Annotated in this window: 28 protein-coding genes and 1 pseudogene; 17 read left to right on the top strand and 12 right to left on the bottom strand. The window is 58.4% G+C overall.

Translation table 11 applies throughout. The annotated features are described in order from the left end of the window. Positions 1-293: 293 nt before the first annotated feature. Positions 294-605: a hypothetical protein gene (locus tag LRP30_RS03360; protein WP_249759359.1), complete on the bottom strand. Its 312-nt coding sequence runs from the start codon at positions 603-605 to the stop codon at positions 294-296. A gap of 1656 nt (positions 606-2261) precedes the next feature. Here LRP30_RS03360 and LRP30_RS03355 point away from each other — a divergent pair. Together LRP30_RS03355 and LRP30_RS03350 are read left to right on the top strand one after the other, a co-directional pair. Next, a complete protein-coding gene (locus LRP30_RS03355; protein WP_166812063.1) occupies positions 2262-2633 on the top strand; it encodes a signal transduction histidine kinase in 372 nt (123 codons plus the stop codon). Between the two features lie 182 nt (positions 2634-2815). Continuing rightward, positions 2816-3061 (top strand): DUF2061 domain-containing protein, encoded by a 246-nt coding sequence (locus tag LRP30_RS03350; RefSeq protein ID WP_166812065.1) that lies wholly within the window; start codon positions 2816-2818, stop codon positions 3059-3061. A gap of 74 nt (positions 3062-3135) precedes the next feature. On the opposite strand, the gene LRP30_RS03345 is transcribed toward LRP30_RS03350, so the two are convergent. After that, on the bottom strand, positions 3136-3813 hold the full coding sequence (locus LRP30_RS03345; protein WP_249759358.1) for a Crp/Fnr family transcriptional regulator: 678 nt from the start codon (positions 3811-3813) through the stop codon (positions 3136-3138). Between the two features lie 310 nt (positions 3814-4123). Further along, complete coding sequence (locus LRP30_RS03340; RefSeq protein WP_249759357.1) at positions 4124-4543, bottom strand: hypothetical protein; 420 nt, start codon at positions 4541-4543, stop codon at positions 4124-4126. 996 nt (positions 4544-5539) lie between these two features. On the opposite strand from LRP30_RS03340, the gene LRP30_RS03330 reads away from it, so the two are divergent. Continuing rightward, positions 5540-5923, top strand: a complete 384-nt coding sequence (locus LRP30_RS03330) for a hypothetical protein (protein WP_166812069.1) — start codon at positions 5540-5542, stop codon at positions 5921-5923. Positions 5924-6068: 145 nt separating this feature from the next. Continuing rightward, entirely contained in the window at positions 6069-6203 is a 135-nt protein-coding gene (locus LRP30_RS44905; protein ID WP_256477653.1) for a hypothetical protein, read from the top strand. Positions 6204-6751: 548 nt separating this feature from the next. Here the strand turns inward: LRP30_RS44905 and LRP30_RS03325 are convergent. Then, positions 6752-7009 carry a hypothetical protein gene (locus tag LRP30_RS03325; RefSeq protein WP_249759356.1) on the bottom strand — a complete coding sequence of 86 codons (258 nt, stop codon included), beginning with the start codon at positions 7007-7009 and terminating at the stop codon, positions 6752-6754. A 275-nt stretch (positions 7010-7284) separates the two neighbouring features. Here LRP30_RS03325 and LRP30_RS03320 point away from each other — a divergent pair, with 275 nt between their 5' ends. After that, positions 7285-7530 carry a hypothetical protein gene (locus LRP30_RS03320; protein ID WP_249759355.1) on the top strand — a complete coding sequence of 82 codons (246 nt, stop codon included), beginning with the start codon at positions 7285-7287 and terminating at the stop codon, positions 7528-7530. A 110-nt stretch (positions 7531-7640) separates the two neighbouring features. Here LRP30_RS03320 and LRP30_RS03315 read toward each other — a convergent pair whose 3' ends face one another. Continuing rightward, on the bottom strand, positions 7641-7988 hold the full coding sequence (locus tag LRP30_RS03315; protein WP_249759354.1) for a hypothetical protein: 348 nt from the start codon (positions 7986-7988) through the stop codon (positions 7641-7643). A gap of 344 nt (positions 7989-8332) precedes the next feature. Between LRP30_RS03315 and LRP30_RS03310 the strand changes: the two genes are divergently transcribed. The 4 genes from LRP30_RS03310 (at position 8333) to LRP30_RS03295 (ending at position 9841) form a co-directional block, all read left to right on the top strand. Continuing rightward, the gene (locus LRP30_RS03310; RefSeq protein ID WP_188107693.1) at positions 8333-8599 is read left to right on the top strand and encodes a hypothetical protein; all 267 of its coding nucleotides are present in this window, start codon (positions 8333-8335) and stop codon (positions 8597-8599) included. Next, complete coding sequence (locus LRP30_RS03305) at positions 8592-8888, top strand: hypothetical protein (RefSeq protein ID WP_249759353.1); 297 nt, start codon at positions 8592-8594, stop codon at positions 8886-8888. Before LRP30_RS03310 ends, LRP30_RS03305 begins: the two co-directional genes overlap by 8 nt. Before the next feature lie 61 nt (positions 8889-8949). Continuing rightward, positions 8950-9228, top strand: a complete 279-nt coding sequence (locus tag LRP30_RS03300; RefSeq protein WP_249759352.1) for a DUF1488 domain-containing protein — start codon at positions 8950-8952, stop codon at positions 9226-9228. A gap of 421 nt (positions 9229-9649) precedes the next feature. After that, complete coding sequence (locus tag LRP30_RS03295; protein ID WP_249759351.1) at positions 9650-9841, top strand: hypothetical protein; 192 nt, start codon at positions 9650-9652, stop codon at positions 9839-9841. Between the two features lie 100 nt (positions 9842-9941). Here LRP30_RS03295 and rpsU read toward each other — a convergent pair whose 3' ends face one another. Next, a complete protein-coding gene (gene rpsU / locus LRP30_RS03290; protein ID WP_249759350.1) occupies positions 9942-10220 on the bottom strand; it encodes a 30S ribosomal protein S21 in 279 nt (92 codons plus the stop codon). Between the two features lie 446 nt (positions 10221-10666). Between rpsU and LRP30_RS03285 the strand changes: the two genes are divergently transcribed. The 3 genes from LRP30_RS03285 to LRP30_RS03275 all read left to right on the top strand — a co-directional run bounded on the left by LRP30_RS03285 (position 10667) and on the right by LRP30_RS03275 (position 11486). After that, positions 10667-10876, top strand: a complete 210-nt coding sequence (locus LRP30_RS03285) for a cold-shock protein (RefSeq protein WP_249759349.1) — start codon at positions 10667-10669, stop codon at positions 10874-10876. A gap of 96 nt (positions 10877-10972) precedes the next feature. Beyond that, positions 10973-11215 carry a transcriptional regulator gene (locus tag LRP30_RS03280; RefSeq protein WP_249759348.1) on the top strand — a complete coding sequence of 81 codons (243 nt, stop codon included), beginning with the start codon at positions 10973-10975 and terminating at the stop codon, positions 11213-11215. 55 nt (positions 11216-11270) lie between these two features. Beyond that, the gene (locus LRP30_RS03275; RefSeq protein WP_249759347.1) at positions 11271-11486 is read left to right on the top strand and encodes a hypothetical protein; all 216 of its coding nucleotides are present in this window, start codon (positions 11271-11273) and stop codon (positions 11484-11486) included. A gap of 14 nt (positions 11487-11500) precedes the next feature. Here LRP30_RS03275 and LRP30_RS03270 read toward each other — a convergent pair whose 3' ends face one another. Further along, positions 11501-11683 (bottom strand): hypothetical protein, encoded by a 183-nt coding sequence (locus tag LRP30_RS03270; RefSeq protein WP_249761689.1) that lies wholly within the window; start codon positions 11681-11683, stop codon positions 11501-11503. A 311-nt stretch (positions 11684-11994) separates the two neighbouring features. After that, positions 11995-12933 carry a putative zinc-binding metallopeptidase gene (locus tag LRP30_RS03265; protein WP_249759346.1) on the bottom strand — a complete coding sequence of 313 codons (939 nt, stop codon included), beginning with the start codon at positions 12931-12933 and terminating at the stop codon, positions 11995-11997. 458 nt (positions 12934-13391) lie between these two features. Between LRP30_RS03265 and LRP30_RS03260 the strand changes: the two genes are divergently transcribed. Next, a complete protein-coding gene (locus LRP30_RS03260; protein WP_249759345.1) occupies positions 13392-14201 on the top strand; it encodes a transglutaminase family protein in 810 nt (269 codons plus the stop codon). Between the two features lie 62 nt (positions 14202-14263). On the opposite strand, the gene LRP30_RS03255 is transcribed toward LRP30_RS03260, so the two are convergent. From LRP30_RS03255 to LRP30_RS03245, 3 genes are all read right to left on the bottom strand, one after another. Further along, positions 14264-14497, bottom strand: a complete 234-nt coding sequence (locus LRP30_RS03255) for a hypothetical protein (protein WP_249761688.1) — start codon at positions 14495-14497, stop codon at positions 14264-14266. 481 nt (positions 14498-14978) lie between these two features. Then, positions 14979-15215 carry a hypothetical protein gene (locus LRP30_RS03250; protein ID WP_249759344.1) on the bottom strand — a complete coding sequence of 79 codons (237 nt, stop codon included), beginning with the start codon at positions 15213-15215 and terminating at the stop codon, positions 14979-14981. A 299-nt stretch (positions 15216-15514) separates the two neighbouring features. Continuing rightward, a complete protein-coding gene (locus tag LRP30_RS03245; protein WP_249759343.1) occupies positions 15515-16453 on the bottom strand; it encodes a GAF domain-containing protein in 939 nt (312 codons plus the stop codon). A 120-nt stretch (positions 16454-16573) separates the two neighbouring features. On the opposite strand from LRP30_RS03245, the gene LRP30_RS03240 reads away from it, so the two are divergent. From LRP30_RS03240 to LRP30_RS03225, 4 genes and pseudogenes are all read left to right on the top strand, one after another. Continuing rightward, positions 16574-16936 (top strand): response regulator, encoded by a 363-nt coding sequence (locus LRP30_RS03240; protein WP_249759342.1) that lies wholly within the window; start codon positions 16574-16576, stop codon positions 16934-16936. A 50-nt stretch (positions 16937-16986) separates the two neighbouring features. Next, positions 16987-17283 carry a histidine kinase dimerization/phospho-acceptor domain-containing protein gene (locus tag LRP30_RS03235; protein WP_249759341.1) on the top strand — a complete coding sequence of 99 codons (297 nt, stop codon included), beginning with the start codon at positions 16987-16989 and terminating at the stop codon, positions 17281-17283. A gap of 48 nt (positions 17284-17331) precedes the next feature. Further along, a pseudogene (locus LRP30_RS03230) lies at positions 17332-18886 on the top strand (ISL3 family transposase). Between the two features lie 81 nt (positions 18887-18967). Further along, entirely contained in the window at positions 18968-19162 is a 195-nt protein-coding gene (locus LRP30_RS03225) for a hypothetical protein (RefSeq protein ID WP_249759340.1), read from the top strand. Positions 19163-20025: 863 nt separating this feature from the next. Here the strand turns inward: LRP30_RS03225 and groL are convergent. Continuing rightward, positions 20026-21666 (bottom strand): chaperonin GroEL, encoded by a 1641-nt coding sequence (gene groL / locus LRP30_RS03220; RefSeq protein WP_249759339.1) that lies wholly within the window; start codon positions 21664-21666, stop codon positions 20026-20028. Positions 21667-21676: the final 10 nt, after the last annotated feature.

Raw genomic sequence — 21676 nt, 5'->3', positions numbered from 1 at the left:
AGCAAGTTAAGCAGTGGCGGCAGATGAAATTACCGACATGCCGAACAGGAGAAGTGCGTACAATGAAGCCGAGAGAGGGCCTGGTGGTGCTCCAGCGCATGGACATCGCTGGCTTACCGGAAGCGGATGACAGCGGGACCGACAACTACAATCCACCGAAGGGATGGTGGCCCGGCCGACACAGCGTTGGTACCGAAGCCCACGACAGGTATGATCAAGCTTTCAACCTTCACTACAGGGATAGAGAAGAGTACAGGCAGTGCATCGTCCTCTTTGCCGCTCCAAACTGGCGATTAGCTCTTTGATTCACGGACCAATCGACATTGTCCCGCAGGCCTCACGTTGATCTTTGCGAGCTCGCGACGTTCGTCGTCCGACAACTGCCAATCCTCGCACTGACCGCAAAGCTGCCAGAACACGTCATATAACTTGCTTCGAGCGACCTTGACGATTTCGGTGTCGTCGAATTCGCAAGAGCTCAGAAAGATTGGCAAGGCAAAACTGGTCTGATCGCCCTCGAATTGAAACGTCAAACGGATGTCCATGCCTCGTTCGTTCGGCGAAATCATCTCGATGCGTGCGACCCCTATCTTGAAGTTTCCCATTGTCTCACCTCGCTGGGTCGACTTTGATCGATCTTTCCGTATGAAATATCACTTACCACGGGTCATTCGGACGTCGTGGTCTTCATGTCGTCATGGTCGCCGCCTCGGCTTGGTCTCGATCGGGTCTCAACAGCAATGCGGCCGCGATCGTAACCAAAATGCCAGCGAGGCTGGGCGCGATCTGCATCGCAAGCTCATTGGAGATGTTGAGCAGGCGATGTGGCTGGCAAGCGCAAGCAGAACGCCGCCTTTCGATTTAGAGTGCCATCTGTCGCGCGTAAGTGCGCGGCGCGGTATATCGCGATGCCCGTCAAGGTCGACGCGCATTTCACCGTCAAGAACTGATCGTTACCATCTCGAGGAAAGGGCTGCGGGGCGCCGGCGCTGGCACCACGATCCTTGTGGCAACGTAAAGTCTGGAGAGGACAAATGCCTCCATCGACTCTTCGTCGGCAGAGCGGGCCGGTAACAACCGTTCGATCCGGAACGGGTGCTTGAGCACCACCGATTTCTGTCGCGATCGGGTCGTCGTCATGGTCATTCTCGCGCATTGGCTCATGAGGCGCCGCGTAGCGGACGGACGCTGAACCTGGATATCTCGTCGGGCGCAAGTGGCAGTCCGCATTGAGGACGTCACGGCCTCGATTGCAAACTTGATTGACGTTGGCGGTGCGCGGACGGCGCGGGAGCCATTTTTTCATTGCGACGCCTCTACGCAGGATACACCTCCGCGCCGACACCACAATTGAAGACCACCGGACGGTGCACGCCTTTTGCTCGAATAGCTATCCTTTTCTTTGGCTGACCGAGTCATTCATCAGAGACCAAGCTCCAGTTCATGCGAGCACCGGGTCATCGTCTCTTGCTCTCTCGCTCGACGAGCAGAAGAGCCGCTCCGCGGCGTCCGAAGCTAAGACGGACAGCTTGTCTTACCATCCCGCAGCGAATCTCTTTGGATCGATAGAACAGAAGCTTAGCGTGCGAACCAGCGCCGGGCCGCGATTGCCGTGGTTCCGTCTGTCAGCACCACTGATCAGACCGTCCCTGACGGGCCTCTCGTTCTGGTCGGACGCTGTCGGGCACCTGCTTCTTCGCCGCAAATTGCAGCTGACGCTATCGCTCGCAACTACGGTGCGGTCGAAGATAGGAGTGACTTGTTTCTGATTGCAGTCCGCCGCAGCGGCCCTTTTCCCAGGCGGGACGGCTGGACGCACGGCAAAGCTTATCCGCGCACTCCTTTGGCAATCTTATTTATGCCACGGACTCGTTATTCAGCCGTTCGATCCCCATATCCAAATCTACCCTGGTCAACCATCGAGATTGGCCGGATTGCGCGGAGACTTCCAACGAAAGGGCTCTGCATATGTTCAAATCTCAGCAACATCGCGCAAGAGCAACCGCGTCCGGCGAACTCGTCAAGGGTTCGACCCGCGCTGAGGAAAGCCGTAAATTCAAGGCTTGGAGGGCTGGCTTCGTCTTATTGACGGAGCTCGGGGACAAGAATGAAGTCGGTCGCAACAAGCTACCTTTAGCAAAGGATAGGCCTAGCGCTACGAGATCGGGCGCTGCCGCTCTGTCGCGGTGGGAGAACGAGGGAGGCTCAGTCCGCGACGAACTGCCGATGTGAGTAAACGCGGAAAGACAGGAGGACTCCTAATGTCACTTACACAATTTAGCGTCGATGACGGCCCCCATAGTATGGATGGGCTACGGCTTTTTGCTCAGGATGGAACTGAACGCGTCGAGGCGTTCGTCGGCCGCAAAGTGATGGACGTCTGGGCCAAATCTACCGAGCACCATGGCGGACGGCAAAGTCTGTTCCGCGATCAATACAATGCGCTCGGAAAGCTAAATCTTGCGGCAATCCAACGGATTGTGAGCGCGAAATACCAGCGAGGGGCTGCGTTCAACCGGCAACATCCATTTATCGAGGTTCTGTTCTCGGACATTGCAGAAAGCGGCGAGGCTTTAGATCTAAGTCAGCTCGTGCGAGAGGTTTTGCCGCCAGCATTTCATAGGCTGGCTTGAGATCTGCACCACGAGAATACCGCGAAAAAGTCGCCGGACAAGACTCAGTCGCGATAGCCAGGCCCCCTCAAGGAGGATAATGCGACTACGATTCAATTCCCGCCCCCGAAGCAGCATCAGCTACAGCCTGCCTTTGCGGGGATAGCCGACGTGATCGAGCTTAGGAGGGACGGGAGGGACGGATGTTCATTCGGACGCGAGATTCCCATTTTCGCTCCTTGGTCAAAGCTGTCAGCTGGAGGATCACCGGTAGTATCGACACCTTCGTGCTGAGTCTTATCTTCACCGGTAGCGTCAAGGTTGCAGGTTCGATCGCCGGTGCTGAGGCCATTACGAAAATGATCCTCTACTATCTGCACGAAAGAGCCTGGTCCGCCATTCGCTGGAACCAGCAGGGACAAACTGGCGGCGGCCCCAGTTCGCCCTGATCCGCTATCGCGTGGGCTGATGGCACGCGTTTGGCCTGGGCAATCGGCCATGCATTGGATTGACCGCGCGGCGGTCAATCCTTCCGGTCTATCTCGGATTTGTCGCGCAGCACCGCGTTCAGAAGCGAGCTATGAACCTCGATCTTTCCATTGTAGCTGATGAAGCCGAGCTTGCGGAACTTGTTCATGAAGAAGCTCACCCGTGATCGGGTCGCACCGATCATTTCGGCCAGCGTTTCCTGGCTGATAGTGACGCCTATGGGTTGCGAGCTGGCTTCCTTGCCGAAATTCGCCAGCAGAAGCAGCAGGCGCGCCAAGCGTTTCTCGCTCGAATTGAAGAGTTGGTCGATCAGGTCTTCTTCAATCCGGCTATTGCGCGCGAGCAAATACGCCATGAACAACTGAGAGAACTTCGGCTTGCCTTCGAGCGCTGCAATCATCGCGGTCTTCGATATTCTCGTGATGATACAGGGCTCCATTGCCGTAGTCGTGGCAATACGCAATGGATGACCATTGAGGCAGCCCTCGCCAAAGAATTGTCCCGGCTCCAGAATTCCGACGACCGCTTCCTTACCTTGGTCCGAAACGACCGTGAGCTTGATCTTTCCCTCTTGAATGTAGAACACCGCATCCGCGACATCTCCCTGTGCGAACACGTTCTGACCTTTGCCAAATTTAGAAATCGATTTTCCGGCCCCGACCTTGGCAAGGAAGGCTCTGGGATCAAACAAGTCCTTCGCCGCTTTCACCAAGGCAGGACTCTCGTTCGCTGGATCGCTAACACGCTATCATACTACCACCTACGACAATTTGAAATCATGTTCACCGGTTGGAAGGCGGCGTGGCGTGCGGCAAATTGGAACTGAAATGACGAGAGGAAGCCTTCGGCTCGACGTGGGCTTCACGGATTTCGGCTTCTTCGAGTTCTTCGTTCAAAGTCGATACGACTTGATGCTTGACCATCTGGCGACGACTGTCTGGCCAGCTTTGCAAGAGCCCCTTCGACTGCGCGAGATGCAGACTGGCGTCTATGCGCGGATTTGCGCCGCGCGACTTGCCTGACTATCCCCCCAGCTCCACAGCTTTCTTGCTACCAAGCGATTCGGCACAAGCTATTGCAACGGCTGAGTTTGGCTCAGAGCTTCCCGGCATCGTGGCCCAACCGCCTTTTTCGACGAACTTGCTCTGATCCCATGCATAGGTCGCCTTCTTCATTTCGACCAAGTTCGCCGACGCATCAGCGGCTTGTCGGAACCTGTCAATGCAGATGGGTGTGAGAGCTGCGACGACAGCCGTTGCAGCGCGGTTCGTCGCGAGGGTCTCGGCGGCCCCGCCCGTCATCCAGCCGCCCCAGCTGAACCCCACCATCGCCAGAGCAATTGCTCCGGCCGCAGCTCCCCACAGTGCCGGCCGCACGGCAGCTTTTGTCTCCCTGGAGATTTCCATGATTTTCACCTGACTAAGAGGTATGTTGAGCTTCATCCGTTGGTGAGGCTAGACACGTCTAGGGATCGGCGTCTGTACCAAATTGCTCACTCAGCGCGTGCGGACACTCTCGGGATGGCCTGATGCGCCGGCTCGCTGCAGTCTGGCGACGACGAGCATCTGCCCCGCGATGCTCCTGGAAATGCAGAGCCTTTGTGAGATTCTCTGCATCCGAAGTTGAGCGCGGGCGGTGCCAATAATCGGTTCAGGTGTTCCTTTTTGAACAGACGGCGACGACTCTCCCCGATTTATTCCGTGCATTGCCTGACTTGGAATATATTACCGATCAGCCCGGCCCTCGTGGCCGGGCTTTTCGCTTGGGAGGCCGTTCGCGGTCGAGGCCGATGGAGCAGCAGCCTCACCTCGGCGTCTCGGCAAGCGAGAAGAAGCTTCTTGGAAAGGTTCGTCGGACCGCGGGGTAGGCAGGCGGGTCTCAACTTGCTCGCTCTTTCTGTTGAGAAAATAGTCGTTGTAAAGAAGTAAGGGTCGTCTCCGTTCGAGGTCTGTTGACAGTAGTCCTGGCTATTGCCGCGTAACGGGCGCATGGTCGTACTCCAAGCGTCGGTTGGGCCCCTCTTCTCGAAAGGTAGGCGTGCATGACCATCCCGCGCGCGGCGAGAAACTGTCACGTTCAAGCATTTCTTTCGGATCCGCGGCATCGAGAGGCTGCTGGCCGCCGGAGCATATGATGTCTTTCAGACGAGAAGTCGATCGAGGGCCTCACCAGCCTATCGCCGCGTCGCTACGATGATCGCGGTGCCCTCGGACGACGTCCGCGGCTCCATGGAGATGCTCTCGATCGGGTCGATCGATCTTGCTAATGCGCGGGCTGCCTATGCAAGCGCAGTGCAGTGATTGACAGATGAACTCTACGAAATTGCCGGAAACGTCACCTGTAGGTAGGGCGCGTTGCAACCGCCTGTGGTCGATCGCCACGAGAGGGAAGGCGCTCCTGTCCGTCACGCGCCGTTCCGTTCGCGGGCTGAGGTGCACGTGCTGAAATTTATTAAACTCACTGCAGCGGTGGTTGCTGCGCTCCTCTGGATATCTCACCTCACGAGATACTACGTTTTTCCTCGTGATCGCCTGATAGAGGTTATTACGCGTTGTGAGAACGATTCCGATAAGCTCATGGTGGCGGATACTGCAAAATCGGCCGAAGCTCACCATGATGGTGTATTCAATCCGTATCAACGGCAGAGAGATGAGCGGGTGGAGACCTGTATCAAGGCGGATGGTTGGTGTTCGATGAGCGACGAAAATGCTGCCAAGCCTAGCCACCCTACTCCTGCTACGTTCGCGCCGCGCGACCCTATTGCGCGAGCAGTGTACGGATGGCGGTATGCCAACAAGCCCATTGAGTTTTGCCGCTATTAGGGCCGCTTCGCCGAATGCGCTTCGCAATTCGGCAAGCAGCGACCAATACTGCGCTGTTTCAGCAGTCGCGGCAAATGTTCTTTCAACTTAGCGGCGGTTCGGGCTCCTGGCGAAGGCACCCGCTCGATCGTTTGCGACGGCCGTGTTGGCCGAGATCTTTTGGCGGGTCAAGATCCTGCGCAAGCGGCTCAAGCTGACGGATGAGCAGTTTACCAGCGTCCTTTGCAAATCGGGCATTTCTAACTCGGCTATCGCCAAGGAAGCCTCTACTTTGAAGTAACGAACAGCAGCGCATAAAGATCGTCTTGTCTTCATTGTCTTGCGACGCAATTGATTGTCGTGTCGATAGTCCGGCCGATTGTCCCAGTAGCTCAATCGTGACAGACGCTTCCAGATTCGTCGGCGTATCGCCAACGATATAGCGCTCGGGCGACCGGATCACGCGGCGCGAACATGGCTGGATTACTGAATGCCGGCCGGTCATCACTCATTGAACACCAGCCGTCCGCCTTAATGCAGACCTCGACTCGAGCATCCCTTTGCGCTCGATACGGATTATTTGTCCCACCGTTGTGAGCTTCCGTCCATTTTGCCGCGTCGGAGGCCGTTAACTTGTCTGAGTCGGTCTCGCACTGCTTTGCGATCTGAATCAGACGGTCGCGGGGAAAAGCATAGTATCTCACGGCATGGGGGATCAGCGCGAGCGCAATGGCTGCTGCCAACGTGATCTTGATCAATCTCAGCAAATGGCGCCCCAGCCGGCAAACAAAACAGTAGAAGAATGCTCGACAGGCTTCACCTCGGGGCCGCACGCTGCGCCAAGGTATTTCACTGCTTCACAGGCTCAGTCGGTTTCGCGGTATCCCATGGGCGTTTGCCGGACGCGTCACGATCCCATGGGCGCGCAACCGATCCTGCTTTCTCTTCCAATACATCTTTAGCGCGTGCGGCCTTGATCTGGTCGCGAATTGACATTTCGGCTGCAGCAGTCGCTTGCTCGGCCGATCGAACAATAGCACTGGATGACAGGAAGAGGATCGCGCCGACCACTAAGATCCTTTTCATCAATGCCGATAGCACGATCACCCGTTGTTGTCCGATTTATCTTCGGCCCCAGCGCGGAGCTAACAACAACGATCGCCTTCCACGCAACGCAGTCGACGCAGTGATAGTCCCCCGAAGGCTGCCGTGCAGCTTACGCAAGTGTGCCAGGCTAGACAGCGGACTTTCGGATCCTCGTGCGGGCCGTCGGACCAGCAACCATTTGCTGCCACATCTGTTGTCCTCCATCACCGATCGAGGCTGCACAAGGGGCATCGGTCGCTGACACATGGAGCTCCCGTCTGTCTCCGGAGCGCGTCATGACCCGGTACTACTTCGATCTCGTCGACGATGACGGCCTGTTCCTTGACGAAGAAGGTCTGGAACTCTCGGACTTTCGGGCGGTGCAGGTTGAGGCGGCAAAGTCATTGGCCGACATGGCACGGGATGCGATGTATGACTCTGGCAGATCTTCAAAGCGCCATATGGCGATTGAGGTACGGGACGACGCCGGTCCCGTGATGCATGTCGGGTTCGAATTTGGGAACGAAAGGCGGCAACAGTGACACGGGTTGTGGGTCCCGGCGTCGCTCCTCGATCCATCTTCGAGCATCCACGAGGTCGCGCCCTCGCCGCAATAGCGATCAAGCGTCCGCCTCAAGCTTGATTGCGCCGCCTACTTCTTTTTCGCCGGCCCGAAATCCGGCTGCCAGGCGATCTCTTTTCGGCTGGGCTGTGCCGCGATCACCTTGGCCTTTTCCTTCTTCGGCTTCTTGGCTTCGCGATTGCCGCGTTGCTGTCCCTTGGCCATGACGTCCATCTCCCGTTGGGGTTCAAGTTCATCCAGTTCGTCCGACTGCAGGATGCGCCCGCGCGGCGTACAGACGCGGACATCCATGTAGCCGTCACGCAACAGCTTTCGCGCGAGCCGCAGTGCAACGGTCGCGCTGCCGCGCCCGAGATTTGCGCTGCCATATTCGTTGGTTCCCGTGACCAGGTAAGGCACGCGCTTTGCCCTAGCCATTGAGGATGGCCGCAGCACACACCAGAAGCAAAAGGAATAACGGAACGATCACCGGCGGGACGATCCATTCCGAGGCGCGAAAACGCGACATCGAGTGCTCCTGCAACTCTGTCGGCGGGAGCGCACGTGACCCTCAGTCACCGGTCGATGCCGTTGAGAAGAGCGGTGATGCGTGAACCCTACGCCTGCGGAGCGCCAATAGCGAGTACAAAACGCCGTTCGGGCAAGGCTTCATTGCGGCGTCAGCGCGCGGCAGCGACGAATGTGCTGGCTATTGCCCCATCATAGGCGCATGGTCGTCGCCGTCGGTCGGTTAGGGCCCCTCTTGCAAAAGGCAGGCGTGCATGACCATCCGCTCACGGCGAGAGACCGTCACGTTCAGACATCCGTTCCGAATCCGCGGCATCGAGCGGGTGCTGCCCGCCGGCGTCTACGAGGTCATAACTGATGAAGAGACAATCGAAGGTCTCACCTTCTCGGCCTATCGCCGCATCGCTACGATGATCATGGTCCCCGCGGAAGGCCTTCGCGACTCCATGGAGATGCTCTCGATCGGCTCAGTCGATCTCGCCAATGCGCAGGCTGCGGATGCGAGCGCCTCGCATGACTGACCATCCCGTCGATCTCGACAAGCATCGCGGGATGGCTGCGCAGAAGGCTACCGATCTGCGCCGCGCGCTGGCCGACGTCGAGGCCCATGTCAGGGAATTGCGCGAGCGGGAGGCCGAGCTTGAACATCGCATGATGACGGTGCCCGCCGCTTCCTGGCCGGAGGCCGCCGTCAAGGCGCGGCATCTGCTCAACCTCTATGCCGCGAGCCTGCCTGCCGAGGATACGAGGCATCGGGCGCTGGTGGCGGCGTTGCTCGACGACTTCGTTCGGCTCTCCGGCGAGGGCTGACGGCAGAGCAACTTTCCGCACGCGCGATCGTGCCAGCAACCATCGCGTAAAGGAGGAAGCCATGACGCTCACGAGCGGTCGCTACATCGGCCACGAATATAACCGGATGATCGTACTGTTCTCGATGCAGGACGGCAGTAAGGAAATTCCTTGCGCGATCTCGACGACCGCGATGGATTATCTCGAGCGCGGCCCGCAGGTCCGCCCCGAGCAGCGCGAAGCCCAATTCGTCCGCTTACGCGACCGCATCGAGGCCCGCGCGGCCAGCAAGTATCGAGCGACGGAACTTGAAGGCAATCCACGGGGTATCGTGCTGCGGGGCATCGATTTCAGGACGTAGAACTCACGTCCCACAATTGGCTCGGTCTAAGGTCATCCTTCTCAGGTGTCCGGCTTACGGCCAGCAAATCTGAACCGGTGTCCGACTAGGAACTTTATGAATACAGGTATATTGTTGCCAGATCATCGGCTGAGGCTTTGCCCGTAGGCGCTGGTGGCTGAGAGACCGAGCGTGCTCCCGCCTGCATGATAAGCGGAGCGCTCGATGGCAGAGCCGATCGGGTTGGAAGCTCACGAACTGTTGGATGCCGCAGACCGGGCGATTGCCCGGAGCCGTGAGCTTGTCCGTCAACGCCGGGAGATGATTGCGGAATGGGAGAGAATCCGGCGCGCGGAGGAAGTCCGTCTTCCGTTTCGCCGCGAGATTTGGAAACCTAAGTAGGTGCTTCTGCGTTTCCAAGTTCGGCCACGGATGAAGACCCATGCCCGAGAAGCCCCGCCCGACGCACATCCAGATTTTTCACCCCGGCGACTATGATCGCGAGCAGATCGAACGCGCGCGAGACCTCATCAAACTTGCGAAGCAAGTGTTGGCGGAGTCTGATCCATCGATTCTATTGCGCTGGCAAATACCTAAACCACGCTCGGACGGCCGGTCGGACAGCCGCGAGTGACGGCCTGCCCCACCCCAAAACGTTGGTTGCCTTGTTCCCGCGTCGGCTAGGCGGAATGCCGCTTCAGTTGACGCCAGCATTCCCAGAACCGTTCCGCCGGTTAAGCCCGTTCCTTGCCGGCGATCTGCGGCAAGGGCGGCTTGCGCTCGGGAAGCCTCTTTTTCGGTGGGGCCGGCAGCAGACCTTCCCTGATGGCCTGCTTCCGAGCGAGCTTACGGGCCCGGCGAATAGCCTCGGATTTTTCGCGCGTCTTTCTTTCTGAAGGCTTTTCGTATGAGCGCCGCTGCTTCATTTCGCGAAAGACACCCTCGCGTTGCATCTTCTTCTTCAGAACACGAAGCGCCTGGTCGATATTGTTGTCGCGGACAAGTACCTGCAATTGGAATCCCTCGCTGGCTGCGAATGCGCAAGCCCTGCATGCAGCCAATTGCGCAGGAGTCTCTTGGCGATTGCGATGATGGGAGTGACGGCGTCTTCTTCCGCCGGCCTCGAACAAGCCGGTCTATGCGTCCCGGCAATCAAGTTCGGTAGAGCAACGTGACTACTGTAAGCCGCACTGTCAATGGATAGAGCCGTTACCACCGTGTTTAAAGCCTCTCGATCGCAAAGAACGCGCGCTCTAAAGCGCTCACCTAGGAACGCTCTCGAAAACAATTTTGAGCGTTGTCTTGCAAAAAGCCGAAAGTGATGTATACTAAAGAAATTCGATTAGCCGCTGTGCCTTGTTGAACGCGCCCGCGGGCTCCTTTTCCAAAGACATCGACGAAGTTGATTTAATCGCGTGATCGTCACGCGATACGCGCTGGTGCGCTTTGGAGAACGAAAATGACGACAGGCACTGTTAAGTGGTTCAACGGCCAAAAAGGCTTTGGATTTATCCAGCCGACCGACGGCACAAATGATGTGTTCGTTCACATCAGCGCGGTCGAACGGGCCGGCCTTGCGGGTCTCGCCGAGGGCCAAAAGGTCAACTTTGAGGTCAAGACCGACAAGATGCGGGGCAAAGTGAGCGCTGAAAATCTCTCGCTGGCTTGATTTGTCGACGCCGTTTTCACGGATGTACTGAAACGGCACGCTGCCCGCTCGATCTTCGGATGGAGCGGGTTTTGTTTATCCTAATGCGGGTTGAGGATGATCGCCAAGAAATCGGGAGAGCCGTCGCCCGAAGGCATCGCGCGCTCGAACCGCAAGCGATTGTTTGCTGAAGACGGAGCGCGGGCATTGGCTGACGCGGAACGGCAGGCCATCGAGGTGCGAAGGAACATGGCGCGCCTCCGCGAGCTGCGTGAGGCCAATGAAGTTGCCGAAATCGCACTTCGGGCATCGCTTCCTGTGCCCGCGCCGAGAAAACGCAAAAACAAGCCGGCGCGGTAGTCCAACTTGCGATCGCACGGCACCATCGTGAAACCGATTCACACGAGCAGGGTGGATGCCTAGAGTCAAAGCAGACGGCGGCGGAACGATCACTTTCATGCTCGCGCTTGGCGCAACACGACAGATGTGCAGGCTGACGACAACGTTTCAGACCGACAAGCAGGCCTTCAGTTATCTTCACAAATATCGAAAAGAATTCGAGCATATAGCCCGTGCGCGGCTCGCCTCCGGCGAGCTCGAAAACGGAATCGTGGTGCTCTCGATGCTCTAAATCGGGAGCGGCAACTATGCCTGATCGTCTTTCGGCTTGGCTTCACGCACCAATCGGGCCGCCTTCAGGCGCTCGTGATTCTCGTGAAGGGATTGCTGATCCTTCGCGTAATCGGTCATTGGTTGTTCTGTTCGCACAGCTTTGAACGCGTTGTTCGCTTCCCGCAGATGCCGGGCAGCCTTCGCTTCGCTTTTCATCATTTTGATTCTCCAGGAATTGGATCAGCGCCGGTCTGGGGCTCGGATATTCGCCATGACAGCCCAAACGATATTTGCCGGGAGCGGATCAGCGTGAACGCTCCGCTTTGCGCCAGATCTTTCGCGCGGTCACAGCGCGTTGTCTAACAACGGCAAGCGGACGCTGCCTATAATTATCAACGCTTTCGCAGGCCGCAGGTTCCCGAGTGGCGAGCCGAAGCCCACGCCGCCGCTCGCCTGCCAGACGTTCAGCTAAAATCGCACCAGGTGTGGCGCTGCTCACGAGCTAAGCGCTTCGACCAGAATTCAGGTTAGCACATCATCTGCGTTGTGTGCGCATTTCGTTGCCGATTCCTGAAGGCGGTAATCGCCATATGCACCAAGTGTAGTTTGCCCTCGACTGCGGGTGAAATGTCGAACGGGTACGCGTCGGCAAGACCAAGTGAGCGGTTGAGGCGGTTGATCGTCAGAGCGAGGGGGGTCCACAACTGGAGCAACGCACCGAAATCGCTTTCTAGATACGGGTCGTTCAGCGTGTGCTTTCCACGCGCGTCCAACGACAACGGAAGCCCTGCTAGGGAATCCAGGGTCGAGACGATGTGCAGGAAGTGAGCGAAAGTCTCTGCCCAGTCTTCCCAGGGATGAGACGTCGCATACATGCTAATGTGACTTGCTGGATCGCAAGACCGGTCTTGACGGGTATAATAGTCGGCAAGCGCAGCCTGGTAGTTCTCAGTCTCGTCTCCAAACACCAGCCGAAACGGCGCTCGAAAGCCCGCTTCGTAGATCAGAGCATTCCAGTAAAAGTGCCCTATTTCGTGTCGAAAGTGACCAAGCAAAGTGCGATAGGGTTCACGAAAGGCAACGCGCCTGATCTCGCGCTGCACATCGTCGGCTTCCGCAAGATTGAGCGTTATCAGACCAGATTTGTGACCGGTCATGACCGGCCCATGCTCGTCCGACAGAATCTCGAATGCCAGTCGAAATCCGCCCGCGAACGCGATGGGCAGGCGGAGCCGTCGCAGGTCGTAGATCAGCCTGCGCTTGGCTTCCTCCACGCGCTTCCAAAGGGCCACGTTACGAGGATTTTGCGTGGCGGGAATGACATGCGTCAGGGAGCACGACATGCAGTAGGGAGTCGTCGCAACCGCGCACCAGTTGCAACCGATGATATTCCGATTGACGCATGCGAGGGCACTTTCCGCACCGATCATTGCCATGTTCTCGGGATCGAAGATCAACGGCTGCATGCAGCCGTTGCATTTGGAGAGCTCGAAGGCCGATAGCTGCCCGCAATGAGGACATTTGAAATCTCTCATGATGGCGCACGACCATTGAGGGTGTCGATCAGCGCACGTTGCCGCTTCAACGCGCGCTTCCTCAGAATGTCAGCATCGGCCTCGCTCACAGTGCGACACGCGCCCTGGTAGGAAGCCTTCTCGGATATAGGCTGTGCCCGCCAGTCTTGCGCCGGTTGAATGGACATGGGCGTGACTCCGGATCGCATTTTCATCTTCAACAAAGCCTTCAGTTTGAAACGGGTTCCCGTCAGGTTGCTGGGCGGATGTTCTCAACGCAATCGAGCATACGGCTGGCGGTCGGGACTGCGATGGCATACCGTTCACACCCGAGCGCTCGCAGCCTTCATCGGTGACGATGCCCAAACGGGTTTCGCGACGATCGCAATCATCTCTTTGGAGCTACTTCCATGAAGATCCGCGTCGGCTTCGAGATGATCTACGACTTTCTGCAACCGACCCCTCTTATCGCAGTCGTCGGCACTCACTTCACACGGGCATCCGACATTGTCCTGCCCGATCATCTTGTTAGCGAGCCGTCAGTGCCGATCACGCCATACCGCGACGGTTTCGGGAATTGGTGCAGTCGTCTTGTCGCGCCCGCCGGCCGCATGCGCCTCACAGCGGACGGCACGGTCCGAGACAGCGGTCTAGCCGACGTGATCGTACCATCGGCCCAGCAGCATGCGGTGGAAGATCTTCCGTCGGACACCATCCTATATTTGCTCGGCAGTCGGTATGTCGAGACTGACCGACTTACCGACGTGGCGTGGAAGTTGTTCGAGAAGACCGCGCCCGGTTGGGCACGGATCAAGGCGATCTGCGACTTCGTGCATAACCACATTGCTTTCGGCTACGAGCACGCCCGCCAGACCAAGACCGCCTGGGAAGTGTTCAACGAAGGCAAAGGCGTTTGCCGGGACTATGCACATCTGGCTATAGCGTTCTGCCGCTGCATGAACATTCCTGCGCGCTACTGCACCGGCTATCTCGGTGACATCGGCATGGCGCCTCCATATGCCGCCGGCGATTTCGCCGGCTGGTTCGAGGCCTATATCGGTGGTCGCTGGTACACATTCGATCCACGTAACAACATTCCCCGGATTGGTCGCGTCCTGATCGCGCAGGGCCGCGATGCCGCCGACGTTCCGATCACCCAAACATTCGGACCCAACACGTTGCTGAGTTTCAGGGTTTGGACCGACCAACTCGTTGGCTGATCGCAAGAGGGCTGCAATGCGACGGTCCATATCGAGCCCGCGGAACCGCGACAAAGACAGCCCTATTGGGCTTTATTGGCTTCGAAGGTCAATGCAGCTTGAAATACGCGCCCGGCTTCCGTTCGAACCTCGATAGCAACGTCCGGCCGGTCTTCCTGACCCGCCAAATCGCGGGCCAATCCCGCCAATGTGTGAGCCGCCTCCATCTCGGCCTCACGTTGCGTTGAAAACTCTATTCCATCTTCGTCCGGGTAGAGCTCCCGATCGTCTCTGATATCGAAGAAATATCGGATCATCATGAGCGCCCTGTTGGAAAGATGTCTGCGCCAGCGCGAGAGGCCCGAAAGCAGGTCCAGGCCTTCGAATTACATTGGCGGTTGAAGTCCCGGAGAACTGAGCCACCTGTTCACCTCCAGGGCAACATCGATCTGCCGGGCCTTCTGAAGTAGTTCGGCGCGGCGGACGCAAACAGGCATTCCTTGAGCCTGCTGGCGTAAATTGATCGCCTCTTGAGTGAGACGGTATTCGAACGTCGAAGATTGAGATTCGCTACGAACCTGCACGGCTTTCTCCCTTGAATGGGCGGGAGCGCGACAGGCGTTCTCATCACCGATGGTTGCCTCGGGCGGGGCGGTGACGACCTCGATATATGTGCTCGAAGGCACTCCGACCAGACATGATCGAAGAAATGTTTTGGACAGCCTCACGGCTGGTCGAGAACTCCAACTGGAGCGGGAGACCCAATCGAGATGGAGGTGTCCGTTCTCACAGGCAGTCTCAATGTCTAGTGCTTTCACTTCGATAGACGATCGATACGCAGAAAAGCCGTTCAGTCCTCGAGCGCACCTCCACTGCCAAATCTGGACGACTGCCTTTGAATACGGACTCTCTGGCGATCCCCGTCAGCGTTTGCATCGCTTCAACTTCAGCAGCCTTCTGATTGGGCAGTCGTAGTCCTTCCTCGTCGGCGAAGAACTCCCGGCCACTCTGGATGTCAAAGAAATAGCGTTCCATAGGAGCACTCCGGTTCCGTGCAGGCGGGAGCGCTCTCGGTCTCTCAGTCACCGACGCCTACGGGACAAGCCTCGGCCGGTGATCGGAAGACAATACGCCAGCTCTAACTTGGTTGCCAGAGGTTCCCCCAGACCATCCGGTCCAAGCAAGCCGGCGCCGGGCTATGCCGGCGTCGAGCGCCGCGGGAATGCATTCGAGCCATCGGGCATCGACGCCATTACTTGACTTGATCCAGATGCACGAGAAGCACCCGGAGCAGATCCTGCGCCGCTTTATCTGCCTTCTTGCGCCGGGAGAGTTCAAGAATGCGAGAGATCATCCGGCCTTCCCTTCCTACGACAAGACATCACATCGGCCGCCGAAACAATGATTGGCTTGTCGATGTCGCCATAGGTGATCGCATTCCCGAGCAAATTGGAGAACAATTGGCTGATCTTGATGCGGTCGCATCGAATCGGCTCGTTCAGAGCAATATCGGTTTCGAGATTAATGTTTGGCCACGCCAGACGCATTTCGTCGACAACGTGTTCGATGACGGGGGCCAGCGGCTCGTTTGCGTCGGGCCTGATTGTCCCGGCTATGGATGCCAACGGATTGCGGAGGTCGTGTCCCAGGACGCCGATAAACTGCTCGCGCAGCTCCGACGTCTTTCGTTCGTCAAGCAGATCGGCCCGGGTGCTTTTCAGATCTGCTTCGGCAGACTGCCGCCCCACTTCACTGGCCAGCAGGCTCTCCGACCTCGCGGCAAGGTCGGCTTGAGAGCGCTCGAAGCGCTCGTTGAGATCGAGCTGCGCAGCGATCAATTCCCCAAAAAGCCGAAAGCTATCGACGATCTCAGGTCGATTCAATTCGCGCGGTCGCGGATCGATCGCGCAGAGCGTGCCCCAGATGCCTCCGTTCGCACGCTTGATCGGAGCGGAGATGTAGCTCCTGAAGCCATAGATGCGCGGCGTGGGATGATTGCAAAATCCGGTATCCGTCTCGACGTCATCGATGACAACCAGTTCGCCATGGTCGCGAATCTCATTGCAGATCGTCGTTTCGACGCGAAGCTCGCTGCCTTCCACGAGGCCGAAATCGATGCTGTCGCGAACGGCACAGCACAACCACCGATCGCTGGTCACTCTGGCGACCGCTACGAAGCCCATGCCCGTCATGCGGGTTACGGCATCCAAAATCTTCGGAACAGCGTTGATTTGCTGAACAGCAGTGATGTCGGCGCTGAGGTCGGGCATCATCGAACTACATTTGGAAGCATCTGGGTTCCAAGACCAACGCCCGACGAGATGAAACGTTCTCGGAACAATGCGAGGCGGAGTCCGTTACCTGTGGATCTCCAGAGTAAAGTACCCCCTTCGGTGGCTCGCAAGCTCATTGTTCTGATAGTCGAGGACGAGTATCTCATTCGTCTGAGCGCGGCTGAGATGGTGCGCGAGCTCGGCTTCGAGGTCGTAGAGGCCGTCGATGCGGATCATGCAATCGATCTCCTGGAGACCACCGCCGATATCGCGATCGTATTTACCGATATCCAGATGCCCGGCTCGATGGACGGCCTGCGACGTCTAGCCCTTGTTCGCAACCGTTGGCCTCCGATCGCACTGCTGGTCACCTCGGGCCAGGTAGAACCTGCCATCGAGGATCTTCCCGCCGGAGCCCGCTTCCTTGCCAAACCCTATGCGCAAAGGCAGCTTGGCCAGCATCTCCATGCTCTTACCGGATGATGGCCGGTCCCTCGCACCGCGATTGAAGTAGAAACTGTAGGGGCCCGCTTATGCAACGCTCTGGAAGGCGGGGATGCTGCCGTCAAGCCGCTGTTCATCCGCTTGGCTTTGCTGAAGGCTACGGTTCGGCGGAGCGACGAGCAGGAGCTTCTGGCGGCGCGAGAAGCTGCAGGACGAGTTTGGCGAGCGAACGCGAGACGTCGGAGTTGCGCGAGCAGTTCATTGCAGTCGTTGGCCACGATCTTCGTAACCCTCTCGCGTCGGTCAGCGCCAGGGCCCGCATACTTGGCCGGGAGGCCCAGACGGATGTCATTCGGCCTGCAATATTGGCTCTGACTCACTTTTGATGCAGTTTAAGAGATGTCTGGCGCTTTGATTGGGGGAGAATCAGCGCCATGCAGCAAGCACTCCACCGCTCCAGTCTGGTGCCGCGTGGGTTTGTTGTAGAGAGTGCGTATTACGAAGGTGATAAGGCCGTTATTGCCGTTCGGGCGTCCGGAAGCGTTGGTCTGTGTCCATCGTGCGGTACAGTTTCTCGGCGTGTTCATAGCCGGTATCGGCGACGCGTGACCGATCTGCCGCTTGCAGGGCGGATCGTACAGCTCCTGGTAATCGCCCGCCGCTTCCGCTGCGATGCCGTCGTGTGCGGGCGCCAAATCTTCACTGAGCGTTTCGCCGAGGGGGTTCTGGCGCCGTCCGCCCGAAGGACGGCGAGGCTGGACTCTATCGTCCATCATCTCGGTCTGGCGCTTGGTGGCCGACCGGCAGCCGGCTTCGCAAAACGGCTGATGCTGCCAGTTAGCAAAGACACGCTCCTGCGCGTAGTGCGGCGCCGCAGCCGTCCCCCGGCTGACCCGCTCACGGTCATCGGCATTGACGATTGGGCCTGGCGCCGCAATCACCGGTACGCCAGCATCATCTGCAACCTGGAGAGGCGCCGGATCGTCACGCTGCTGCCGGACCGGGAGCCCGCGACCGCCCAGGCCTGGCTCGCTGCGCATCCCACGATTGCGATCATCGCCCGTGACCGTGGTGGAGGATATGGCGAAGCGGCAGCAAAGGCCCTACCGCAGGCTGTTCAGGTCGCAGATCGTTGGCATCTAATGGAGAACGCCAGTCGGGCTTTCCTCGATGCCGTCCGCAAATCGATGCGCCAGATACGCACCGTCATCGGTGCGACCACGATTGATCCCAAGCTGCTCACAGCCGCCGAGCGCCTCCAGTATGAGGGCTATTTGCGCCGCGAGGAGACCAATGCAGCCATCCTGGCTCTGTCGAAGCGCGGCCTACCTATCAAGCAGATCGTGCGCCAGACCGGCCATAGCAGAAAGCTGGTACGGCAGGTGATCCGCGGTGAACGTAACGATGTGTTCCGGACCCGGCAAAGTTCGTTGGACTTGCATTTGCCATGGCTCGACGATCAGTGGGCGTCTGGCTGTCGAAACGGAGCTGAACTTTGGCGCCGCTTAACGGCGCGCGGCTTCCGAGGCTCGCTCCGCGTCATCAGCGAGTGGGCGACCCGCAGACGACGGGCTGAAAAGGCCGACGCGCAAAATCTTCAGCGGATTCCGTCGGCCAGAACGATCGCGCGCCTCCTGACAATCGGGCGGGATTTGCTCACGAAAGCTGAGACCCTCACGGTCGCGGCTCGAAGCTGGCGTACCAACGCTGATTGAGGCACGCGAGCTCGTTGCCGAATTCCACTTGATGATCCGGAGCAAGGCTGAGGCGGGCCTTACCCCATGGATCGAGCGAGCTCGCGCTAGTCTCGTCGCGTCCTTTGCCGGCGGCGTCACCAAGGATGAAGCGGCGGTTCGGGCAGCAATCGCTTCGCCCTGGTCCAACGGGCAGACTGAAGGTCAGATCATGCGCCTCAAGCTGGTCAAACGTCAAATGTACGGTCGCGGCAAAATCGATCTGCTTCAAGCGAGATTAATCGGCGCAGAATAATCGGAGCTGCACCAAAATTGCGTCAGAGCCAAATTTGCAAGCCGATTGACACAGACGGAAGAGCAGCATCAAGTCGCGGCGATGACGCAGACCACCGTCATGCGAACGGCCGGGTTGATTGACAACGTGCTCGATTTCGCACGCGGGCGGCTGGGCGGAAATGTCACCCTGCAACAGGTGGTCGATGAATTGCGACCGTCGTCGCCCGACCGCGAGATCGATTCCGACTCGGCAGCCGCGGAGGTTTCGTTTATGGCAGTCATTGCAGAGTGCTAAAGGAGTCTATCTGCGTCAGAAAGACAGTTGCACTCTTGCCTTTGCGGGAGTTCCCAATGCCTGGCGAAGTTGGCTTCCGCATAGGTGTGATCGTACTCGCGGCCATCCCTGTCGTGTTGGTTATCGCCGCCGTTTTTTGGAGGTGAACCCGCCCAATCCAGAGACGCTACCGACTGCCAGTCCACTCTCGGCAGCAACGGTTCAACATTTGATCTGGCTAGGTGGTAAGAAGACTGCTATATGATGAGCAGAAGACTGCTATATGATGAGCATCACCGCGCGCTTCGTGGCTGTTATCGGTGACTGAGAGCTCTGCGCTCCCGCCTTAACTCGAGTGAAGGCGGTAAAATGTCAAAATCCGACAAATTCGAAATTCGTGAGTGGCTTATGCCACCGCTATTGGTGCCGATCTTCCTCGCACTGCTGATAGCGGTTGTGGCTATTCTGTAGCTGCAGGGCGGCTCAGTCACCATGCGTTCAATGCGTTAAAAATGCAAACCGAGCGGTTGAGGCTAGTTCAAGCCAAATGGGAGCCGGTGAATGGCAAACACTGCAATCATCAGGGATGCCTACGGCGTTCCGGCAATATTCGTTGGCTCGAAAACAGGCCGGGACGACGCGCCCTTTGTTTTTGTGAGCGTCGGAGGTGAGGAGCGCCGGATGCGCTGCTCGGAGTGGGATGCTCTTCCAGTCTGGACCGGCGTGCGTCCGTCTTGGGTCAACAAAGTTGGACAGTGAAGGGATCTTCAGTATGAGCAGAATTCACGACGCTTCCCAGCGGCCGCTTTCTTGCCAGTTCCTGCAATAAAGGCCCGGCATCTCTGCCGGGCCTTCGTTATTGTTGAGCTCTAAACGAGCTCGACTTAAAAATCCATACCACCCATGCCGCCACCTTGAGGCATGCCGCCACCGCCGGCGTTTTTCTTTGGCAATTCGGCCACCATGGCTTCGGTAGTGATCAGGAGCGCCGCAACAGAAGCCGCGTTCTGAATCGCCACACGAACGACCTTGGTCGGGTCGATGATGCCCTTGGTGACCAGGTTGCCGTACTCACCGGACTGGGAGTCAAAGCCGTAGCCATACTGATCCTTCTCCAGGATCTTGCCGACGATGACGGAGCCGTCCTCGCCAGCGTTGATCGCGATCTGGCGCGCCGGATAGGATAGCGCCTTGCGCACGATCTCGACGCCGGTCTTCTGGTCATCGTTCTTGGTGCGTAGCCCCTTGAGATGCTCGGAAGCACGCAGCAGGGCGACGCCGCCGCCCGGCAGGATGCCTTCCTCGACGGCCGCGCGGGTCGCATGCATCGCGTCATCAACGCGGTCCTTGCGCTCCTTCACCTCGACCTCGGTCGCGCCGCCGACGCGGATCACCGCGACGCCGCCCGCGAGTTTGGCGAGACGCTCCTGCAGCTTCTCACGGTCATAGTCCGAGGTGGTCTCCTCGATCTGCGCCTTGATCTGCGCCACCCGCGCCTCGATGTCGGCCTTCTTGCCGGCGCCGCTGACGATGGTGGTGTTCTCCTTGTCGATCATCACCTTCTTGGCGCGACCGAGCATGTTGAGCGTGACGTTCTCGAGCTTGATGCCGAGGTCTTCCGAGATCGCCTGGCCGCCAGTCAGGATCGCGATGTCCTGCAGCATGGCCTTGCGGCGATCGCCGAAGCCCGGCGCCTTCACGGCCGCGACCTTCAGACCGCCGCGCAGACGGTTCACGACCAGGGTCGCAAGCGCTTCGCCTTCGACGTCTTCCGCGATAATCACAAGCGGCTTGCCACTCTGGACCACGGCTTCCAGCAGCGGAAGCAATTCATTCAAGTGAGACAGCTTCTTTTCATTGATGAGGACGTAGGTATCTTCCATTTCGACGCGCATCTTGTCGGCGTTGGTGACGAAGTAGGGGGAGATGTAGCCGCGGTCGAATTGCATCCCTTCGACGACCTCGAGTTCGGTCTCGAGCGACTTGGCTTCCTCAACCGTAATGACGCCTTCGTTGCCGACCTTCTTCATGGCGTCGGAGAGGAACTTACCGATCTCTGCGTCGCCATTGGCCGAGATGGTGCCGACCTGGGCGATCTCCTCGTTCGAGGTGACCTTCTTGGAGTTCTTCACGAGGTCCGCGACGACGGCGTCGACCGCGAGGTCGATACCGCGCTTCAGGTCCATCGGGTTCATACCGGCGGCAACCGCCTTCGCGCCTTCGCGCACGATCGCAGCCGCGAGCACGGTCGCGGTGGTGGTGCCATCCCCGGCTGCATCTGCCGACTTGGAGGCAACTTCTCGCACCATCTGCGCGCCCATGTTCTCGAACTTGTCCTCGAGCTCGATCTCCTTGGCGACGGTGACGCCGTCTTTGGTGATGCGGGGGGCGCCGAACGACTTGTCGAGCACGACGTTCCGGCCCTTGGGACCGAGCGTGACCTTAACTGCATTGTTGAGAATTTCGACACCGCGCAACATCCTGTCGCGGGCATCGACGCCGAACTTGACTTCTTTGGCCGACATAATGATCTCC

Origin of the sequence: Bradyrhizobium sp. C-145 (assembly GCF_023375135.1) — a bacterium.
Classification (GTDB): Bacteria; Pseudomonadota; Alphaproteobacteria; order Rhizobiales; family Xanthobacteraceae; genus Bradyrhizobium; species Bradyrhizobium zhanjiangense.
This window is presented reverse-complemented; position numbering and strand designations above follow the sequence as displayed.